The sequence below is a fragment of the Streptomyces sp. NPDC085524 genome (assembly GCF_044541755.1).
Taxonomy (GTDB): Bacteria; Actinomycetota; Actinomycetes; order Streptomycetales; family Streptomycetaceae; genus Streptomyces.
Genome location: NZ_JBITTH010000014.1, coordinates 227,425 through 234,706, shown reverse-complemented (window position 1 = coordinate 234,706; position 7,282 = coordinate 227,425). Strand labels below are relative to the sequence as shown.

Sequence of the window (7,282 nt, the reverse complement as noted above, 5' to 3'; positions counted from 1 at the left end):
CCGTCCTCGGTGGCGAACCGGTCCAGGAAGAGGCGGGGCGTGCCCGAAGTGCCGTCGGGGCAGGGCCAGAAGACGCCCTGTTCGGCCTCGATGCGTGCGTAGTCGATGCCCGAGTAGTCCGCCGGGCCGCCCGCCGAGGCGCGGCGCAGTTCGTCGAACACCTCCTCGGGTTCGGTCGGGAACCCCTTCTCCACGCCCAGCCGGGCGGCGAGTTCGTGCAGGACGTACAGGTCGGTGCGGACTCCCGGCGGCGGGGTGAGGGCGCGGCGCCGGAGCAGCACGCGGCCTTCCAGGTTGGTGGTGGTACCGGTCTCCTCCGCCCACTGGGTGACGGGGAGGACCACGTCCGCGAGGGCGGCCGTCTCGGAGAGGACCACGTCGGCGACGGCGAGGAAGCCGAGGGAGCGGATGCGGTCCTCGATGTGGGCGGCGCGGGGGGCGGAGACCACCGGGTTGGACCCCATGAGGAGCAGGGCCTTCACGTCCGTGCCGAGGGCGTCGAGGAGTTCGTACGCGCTGCGGCCCGGGCCGGGGAGGTCGGCGGGGTCGATGCCCCAGACCCCGGCGACGTGCTCGCGGGCCGCCGGGTCGGTCAGCTTGCGGTAGCCGGGGAGCTGGTCGGCCTTCTGGCCGTGCTCGCGGCCGCCCTGGCCGTTGCCCTGGCCGGTGAGGCAGCCGTAGCCGGACAGCGGGCGGCCGGCCCGGCCGGTGGCCAGGCACAGGTTGATCCAGGCGCCGACGGTGTCGGTGCCCTTGGACTGCTGTTCCGGGCCGCGGGCGGTGAGGACCATGGCGGATTCCGGGGCGCAGAAGAGCTCCACCGCCTCGCGGAGCTTCGGGACCGCCACCCCCGTGATGCGTTCGACCAGCTCGGGCCAGTGGGCCATCGCGGCGGCCCGGGCCTCCTCCCAGCCGGTGGTGCGGCCGGCGATGAACTCCTCGTCGGTGCGGCCCTCGGCGACGATCAGGTGCAGCAGGCCCAGGGCGAGCGCGAGGTCGGTGCCGGGGCGGGGGGCCAGGTGCAGGTCGGCCTGCTCGGCGGTGCGGGTGCGGCGGGGGTCGATGACGATCAGGGTGCCGCCGTTGGCCTTGAGCTCGGTGAGGTAGCGCAGGGCGGGCGGCATGGTCTCGGCCAGGTTGGAGCCGACGAGGATCACGCAGCCGGTGCGGGGGATGTCCTCGAGCGGGAAGGGCAGCCCGCGGTCGAGCCCGAAGGCCCGCTGGTGCGCGGCGGCGGCCGAGGACATGCAGAAGCGGCCGTTGTAGTCGATCTGCGAGGTGCGCAGGGCCACGCGGGCGAACTTGCCGAGCGCGTACGCCTTCTCGTTGGTGAGCCCGCCGCCGCCGAAGACGCCGACGGCGTCGGGCCCGTGCGTGCGGCCCGTGCGGGCGAGGCCCTCGGCGACGGCGGTGAGGGCCTCCTCCCAGGTGGCCGGTTCGAGCTGCCCGGCGTGGGTGCGGACGAGCGGCTCGGTCAGGCGCACCCGGGAGGAGAGCACGGCGGGGGCGGTACGGCCCTTGCCGCAGAGCGCACCCCGGTTGACGGGGAAGTCGGCCCGCTCCTCCACCGTCACGCCCGCGCCGCCCGGCTCGGGGCGGAGGTTCATGCCGCACTGCAGGGCGCAGTACGGGCAGTGCGTGGCGGTGGCTTCCTGGCTGCTGTGCATACGGACCAGGGTGCGCGGGGGGTGTTACGGCGGGGCGCGCCGCCGCGTTACGGGCGGGGGTGCGGGGGCTCAGCGCGGGCGGACCCGAGCCGTGAGGGCCGGGGCCCGAACTCCGCGCGGGTCCGGGGCGGAGCCACGAAGCCTTTCGGCCCGTCCGGCGATTGAGGGCCGGGGTCGGGGGCGGAGCCCCGGGGAACGGAGGAAGGGCGGGTAGGGGACCCCGCTCCGCGCAGCGGGCCCGGACCCGGCTACTGCCCGGTCAGGTACTTCACCGTCAGGCCGGCCGTCCAGCCGCCGTCGACCGCGAGTTCGGCCCCCGTCATGTACCCGGCGGCGTCCGAGAGCAGGAAGGCGACCGCGGCTGCGATCTCCTCGGGAACGCCGACGCGGCCCAGCGGGGCGCCGGGGTAGTTGCCGTCGCCGCTCTGGATGCCGATCGGCGCGGTCATCGGGGTCAGCGTCATGCCGGGGTGCACGGAGTTGACGCGGATCTTCGCCTCGGCCAGCTCGACCGCGCCGATCTTCGACAGGCCGCGCACGCCCCACTTGGAGGCCCCGTACCCGGCGGTCAGCGCGAGTCCGGTCAGGCCGGCGGCGGAGGAGATGTTGACGATGGAGCCGCCGCCGGTCGCGCGCAGCAGCGGGATCGCGGCCTTGATGCCGATGAACACGCCGACCAGGTTGATCTCGATCACCCGGCGGAAGTGCTCGACGCTCTCGTGCTCCAGGAACTGGCCGGCGGATATCCCGGCGTTGTTGACCAGGCCGTCGATCCGGCCGAACTCGGCGACCGCGTACTCCAGCGCCGCCGCCCAGTCGGCCTCGCTCGTCACGTCGTGCCGGATGAAGCGGGCCGCGTCGCCGAGTTCGGCGGCCGTCTCGGCGCCCTCCGCCTCCAGCACGTCGGTGATCAGCACCTTGCCGCCGCCGTCCACGACGGCCTGCGCCGCCGCGGCGCCCAGGCCGCGGGCCCCACCGGTGATGACGACGGTCTTGCCGCTCAGATCCACAACAGCCACGGTTCCGCACCTCTGATCGCATGAGACTGATCGGTATATGACTAATCGGCATAGCCGATGTCGTCGTCAGTCTGCCAGAGCGGCCAGGGCCTGCGACACCCCCTGCTCCTTCGGGCCCAGGAAGCGCGGCTCCGGCTTGAAGACCGCGTCCAGCGCCGCCTTTCCGGCCGCGAAGACCTCCCGGGTCCCGCCGTAGTACCAGGTGGAGTCGTGCTCGTCGTCCACGCCGATCCCGTACGAGTCCACGCCCGCGGTCTCGCACAGGGCGACGGCCCGCCGGATGTGGAAGCCCTGGCTGATCAGCACCGCCCGGTCGACCCCGAAGATCTTCTTGGCCCGTACGCACGAGTCCCAGGTGTCGAATCCCGCGAAGTCGCTCACGATCCGGTCGGCCGGCACGCCGTGCCCGGTCAGGTAGGTGCGCATCGCGTTCGGCTCGTCGTACTCGGTGCGGCTGTTGTCCCCGGTGACCAGGACCACCTTGACCTTGCCGGCCCGGTACAACTCGGCGGCGGCATCGAGCCGGTTGGCCAGGTAGGGCGTCGGCCTGCCGTTCCACAGGCCCGCCCCGAACACCACGGCCACCTCGCGGACCGGGGCCTGCGCCGTGGTCCCCAGCCGGTCGGCTGCGGCCGCGTGCGTCCACGCCGACGGCAGCAGCGCCAGCACGCAGCCCGCCATCACCGCCTGCACGGCCCGCCGCCGGGCCCGTACGGTACGCAGCCGCGCGGCCGCCCGGTTCCACGCGACTTTCGGCAGGCGCGGTCCGCGCATCGTCCATCCCCCAGGTTCCTCGGCAGTCGTTCCGCTGGTCAGGACGCCTCCGGTGATCGCACGGTTTCGCAAGGGCGCGGCCGGACCGCACCGGTCCGCGGCCCCCGACCGGCCCCGCGGCCGCCCTGTGAGCAGCCGGAAAACACCCGTCACCCCGGCGCAACGCATCGGCAACCTGCGGCGCGCAGGATCGGTCCATGACGGAGCCGGTGCACCCTCCCGCCATCCCGCCCCTCCCCTTCGGCAGCACGGCCGAACTGCTGACCCGGATCACCGCGCAGCTCGGCACGCAGCTCAGCGGACTGCGACCGCCCCGCGCCCGCCCCCACGGAGACCGCCCATGCAGCAGCCCATCCTCGTCGCCGTGGCCCACGGCAGCCGTGACCCGCGCGCCCTGCACACCGCCCTCGCCCTCCTCGACCGGGTCCGCGAGCTCCGGCCCCGCCTCGACGTCCGGCTCGGCCACGTCGAGCTGAACCGGCCGCTGCTCGACGACACGCTCCGCGAGGCGTCCGGCGCGGCGGTGCTCGTACCGCTGCTGCTCGGCCGGGGCCACCACGTGAAGCACGACCTGCCCGCAGCCGCCGCCCGGGCCGCGCACCTGCGCACCCGCGTCGCCGCCCCCCTCGGCCCGCATCCGCTGCTGGTCGAGGCCCTGTACGAACGCCTCGCGGAGGCCGGCTGGACCCCGCACCCCGCAGCCGCCGTCGTGCTCGCCGCGGCCGGCTCCCGCGACCCGGACTCGGCCGCCGACACCCGCCGCACCGCCGCCCTGCTCTCCGAACGCCTCGACGGGGCCCCGGTGGTGCCCGCCTACGCCTCGGCCGCCGCGCCCACCGTGCCCGACGCGGTCCGGGCGCTGGCCGCCCGCGGCCACCACCGCATCGCCGTGGCCTCGTACTTCGCCGCGCCCGGCCGGTTCGCCACCCAGTGCGCGGCGGCCGCGCCGGCCGTGGCCTCCGCGCCGCTGGGCGACCACCCGGCCCTCGCGCGCCTGCTGCTGCACCGCTACGACGAGGCCCGCGCGCTGCCCGTCACCGCCCTCCGGCCGGAACTCGTCTCCGCCTGATCCCGGTTTGTCGGACGTTCCGGTTACCGTCGATCCATGGAAGGCACCGCGCACGCCCCCGCAGACGACCAGGACGACCCCTACGACGCCTCCGCCACCGAACGCTGGGCCGCCGAGCCCGACAAACGCCCCGGGCGGACCGCCTTCCAGCGCGACCGGGCGCGGGTCCTGCACTCCGCCGCGCTGCGCCGGCTCGCCGGGAAGACCCAGGTGGTCACCCCGGGCACCCGTTCGTACGACTGGGACGCGAGCCCCCGCACCCGGCTGACGCACTCGCTGGAGTGCGCGCAGGTCGGCCGGGAGCTGGGCGCCGCGCTCGGCTGCGATCCCGATCTGGTCGAAGCCGCCTGCCTCTCCCACGACATGGGCCACCCGCCCTTCGGCCACAACGGCGAGGAGGCCCTGAACGAGTTCGCCAAGGACTGCGGCGGCTTCGAGGGGAACGCCCAGTCGCTGCGGCTGCTGACCCGGCTGGAGCCCAAGCGGTTCGTCACCGCTGCCGACGGCGGGTCCGTCAGCGTCGGCCTCAATCTCACCCGCGCCTGCCTGGACGCCGCCACCAAGTACCCGTGGGCCCGCGGCGGGCACCCCACCGATCCCGCCTCGGTGAAGTTCGGTGCGTACGAGGACGACCTGCCGGTCTTCGAGTGGCTGCGCCGCGGCGCGCCCGCGGACCGCAAGTGCTTCGAGGCCCAGGTGATGGACTGGGCCGACGACGTCGCGTACTCCGTCCACGACTTCGAGGACGGTCTGCACGCCGGCCACCTCGACCCCAACCTGCTCTTCTCCGAGCCCGAGCGGGCGACGATCTGGCAGGTGGCCATCGGGCGCTACGTCCCCGCGGACACCCCGCCGGAGGAGCTGCGCGAGGCCCTCGACCGGCTGATGGAGCAGGAGTGGTGGCCGCACGGCTACGACGGCTCGGCCGTGGCCCAGGCCCGGCTGAAGGACGCCACGAGCCAGCTCATCGGGCGCTTCTGCCTGGCCGCCGAGGGCGCGACGCGGGAGGCGTACGGCAGCGGGCGGCTGACCCGGTACGGCGCGGAGCTGGTGGTGCCCCGGGCCGCGCGCAACGAGTGCGCGGTGCTGAAGGCGGTCGCGGACCTGTACGTCATGCAGCGCGACGAGCAGGAACGGATCCGCGCCGACCAGCGCATCGTCCTGGCCGAACTCGCCGAGGCGCTCCAGGCCCGCGCGCCCGAGGGACTGGACCCGCAGTTCCGGGCGATCTTCGACGCGGCCCCGGACGAGAAGGCCAGGAAACGGGCGGTCATCGACCAGATCGCGTGTCTCACCGACGCGTCCGCCCGCTCGCTGCACGCCCGTCTCACCCGGCGCACGCGACGCGCCGAAGGGTGAGTTGATCGGGCCACTCCCCCTTCACGCGGCAGGCTCAGTGCGGGACGCTCGCATGTGGTCGCATGTGGCGCAGAGGTTATGAGGAGGCATCAGGTGGTCGACGCACATCAGACGTTCATCATCGTCGGCGCAGGGCTCGCCGGGGCCAAGGCCGCCGAAACGCTGAGGTCGGAGGGGTTCACGGGCCGGGTGATCCTGATCGGCGACGAGCGCGACCGTCCCTACGAACGGCCCCCGCTGTCCAAGGGCTACCTGCTCGGCAAGGAGGAGCGCGACAGCGTCTTCGTGCACGAGCAGTCCTGGTACGCGAGCGCCGACGTCGAGCTGCACCTGGGCCAGCCCGCGGTGCACCTGGACCGCGAGGCGAAGACCGTGCGCCTGGGCGACGGCACCCTGCTGCACTACGACAAGCTGCTGCTGGCCACCGGCTCCGAACCGCGCCGCCTGGACATCCCGGGCACGGGCCTGGCCGGGGTGCACCACCTGCGCCGGCTCACCCACGCCGACCTGCTGCGCAAGGCGCTGGCCTCCCTGGGCCGGGACAACGGCCACCTGCTGATCGCGGGCGCGGGCTGGATCGGGCTGGAGGTGGCGGCGGCCGCCCGCTCCTACGGCGCCGAGGTGACCGTGGTCGAGCCGCTGGCCACCCCGCTGCACGCGGTGCTCGGCCCGGAGATCGGCCAGTTCTTCGACGACCTGCACACCGAGCACGGGGTCCGCTTCCACTTCGGGGCGAAGCTGACGGAGATCGTCGGCCAGGACGGCATGGTGCTGGCGGCCCGTACGGACGACGGGGAGGAGCACCCGGCGCACGCGGTGCTCGCCGCGATCGGGGCGGCGCCGCGCACCGCGCTCGCCGAGACCTCCGGGCTGGCCCTGGTCGACCGGGAGCACGGCGGCGGGATCGCGGTGGACGCCTCGCTGCGCACCTCGGACCCGGACGTCTACGCGGTCGGCGACGTGGCGGCGGCGCACCACCCGGTGCTCGGGACCCGGCTGCGGGTGGAGCACTGGGCGAACGCCCTGAACGGCGGTCCGGCGGCCGCGCGGGCGATGCTGGGCCAGGAGGTCGCGTACGACCGGGTGCCCTACTTCTTCTCGGACCAGTACGACGTGGGTCTGGAGTACTCCGGGTACGCCCCGGCCGGCAGCTACGACCAGGTGCTGGTGCGCGGGGACGCGGGCAAGAGGGAGTTCATCGCGTTCTGGCTCGCGGAGGGACGCGTACTGGCCGGGATGAACGTGAACGTGTGGGACGTCACCGAGCACATCCAGGCCCTGATCAGGTCAAAGGCTCCGCTGGACCGCGAAGCCCTGGCGGACCCGTCCGTTCCGCTCGAGTCGCTGATTCCGGCCGAGGGGGCCTGACGGGATTGTCGTAACCCGGCCGTAGA

Annotated in this window: 5 protein-coding genes and 1 pseudogene; 3 read left to right on the top strand and 3 right to left on the bottom strand. The window is 74.2% G+C overall.

The features are described 5' to 3' along the window. From ACIGFK_RS23045 to ACIGFK_RS23035, 3 genes are all read right to left on the bottom strand, one after another. On the bottom strand, window positions 1-1,667 hold a 1,667-nt coding region (locus tag ACIGFK_RS23045), incomplete at its 3' end, for a molybdopterin oxidoreductase family protein (protein WP_400053364.1). Between the two features lie 248 nt (window positions 1,668-1,915). Beyond that, the gene (locus ACIGFK_RS23040; RefSeq protein ID WP_376656763.1) at window positions 1,916-2,686 is read right to left on the bottom strand and encodes a glucose 1-dehydrogenase; all 771 of its coding nucleotides are present in this window, start codon (window positions 2,684-2,686) and stop codon (window positions 1,916-1,918) included. A gap of 66 nt (window positions 2,687-2,752) precedes the next feature. Beyond that, window positions 2,753-3,460 carry a vancomycin high temperature exclusion protein gene (locus ACIGFK_RS23035; RefSeq protein WP_386472044.1) on the bottom strand — a complete coding sequence of 236 codons (708 nt, stop codon included), beginning with the start codon at window positions 3,458-3,460 and terminating at the stop codon, window positions 2,753-2,755. Window positions 3,461-3,657: 197 nt separating this feature from the next. Between ACIGFK_RS23035 and ACIGFK_RS23030 the strand changes: the two are divergent. The 3 genes and pseudogenes from ACIGFK_RS23030 (at window position 3,658) to ACIGFK_RS23020 (ending at window position 7,256) form a co-directional block, all read left to right on the top strand. Further along, a pseudogene (locus ACIGFK_RS23030) lies at window positions 3,658-4,529 on the top strand (sirohydrochlorin chelatase). A 36-nt stretch (window positions 4,530-4,565) separates the two neighbouring features. Next, window positions 4,566-5,888 carry a deoxyguanosinetriphosphate triphosphohydrolase gene (locus ACIGFK_RS23025; RefSeq protein WP_376656765.1) on the top strand — a complete coding sequence of 441 codons (1,323 nt, stop codon included), beginning with the start codon at window positions 4,566-4,568 and terminating at the stop codon, window positions 5,886-5,888. Window positions 5,889-5,981: 93 nt separating this feature from the next. Next, the gene (locus ACIGFK_RS23020) at window positions 5,982-7,256 is read left to right on the top strand and encodes an NAD(P)/FAD-dependent oxidoreductase (RefSeq protein WP_376656766.1); all 1,275 of its coding nucleotides are present in this window, start codon (window positions 5,982-5,984) and stop codon (window positions 7,254-7,256) included. Window positions 7,257-7,282 lie beyond the last annotated feature (26 nt).